General features: G+C 39.9%; 1 protein-coding gene. It reads right to left on the reverse strand.

Annotated features, from left to right (window positions below):
* The coding region (locus tag L0M85_RS09865; RefSeq protein ID WP_275112266.1) for a helicase-related protein at positions 1–524 on the reverse strand (524 nt) is incomplete at both ends.

The raw sequence follows: 524 nt of genomic DNA on the forward strand, positions 1-524 counted from the left end.
GTTAGATCATTCTCTAGTTCCATCTTATATTTGAGATAAGGATTACCTGTTGCTAGTGCCTTAAAATCAGAAGCTGTCATGGTCTGCTCATCAATGTCTTCTGCAGCACGAATCGGCTCCTTAGAAGTCATAATCTGCTTAATATAACGGAGTTTGTTCTCCTGAGTTGCCCATAGATAATTATCAAATGAACCTGTGGTAATGTAGTGGTAAATATCCACTTCCTTGTTTTCATTTCCCTGTCGGATAATCCGTCCATTGCGTTGCTGAATGTCACTTGGTCTCCACGGTACATCCAGGTGATGAACTGCTTTCATCTTGCTCTGAACATTTAAACCTGTTCCTCCTTTTTCAGTTGAGGCAAGTAAGATCCGCACCTCTCCTGCATTGACCTTTCGAGACAAACTATTCTTCTTTTCATCACTATTGGCATCATGTACAAAGGCAATTTCCTTACTAGGGACTCCTCTATCAACTAATAAAGCCTTAATCTCAGAATAAACATCAAAGCCATTGTCCTTTTT

Origin of the sequence: Streptococcus sp. DFI.7.26 (assembly GCF_022240605.1) — a bacterium.
Classification (GTDB): Bacteria; Bacillota; Bacilli; order Lactobacillales; family Streptococcaceae; genus Streptococcus; species Streptococcus xiaochunlingii.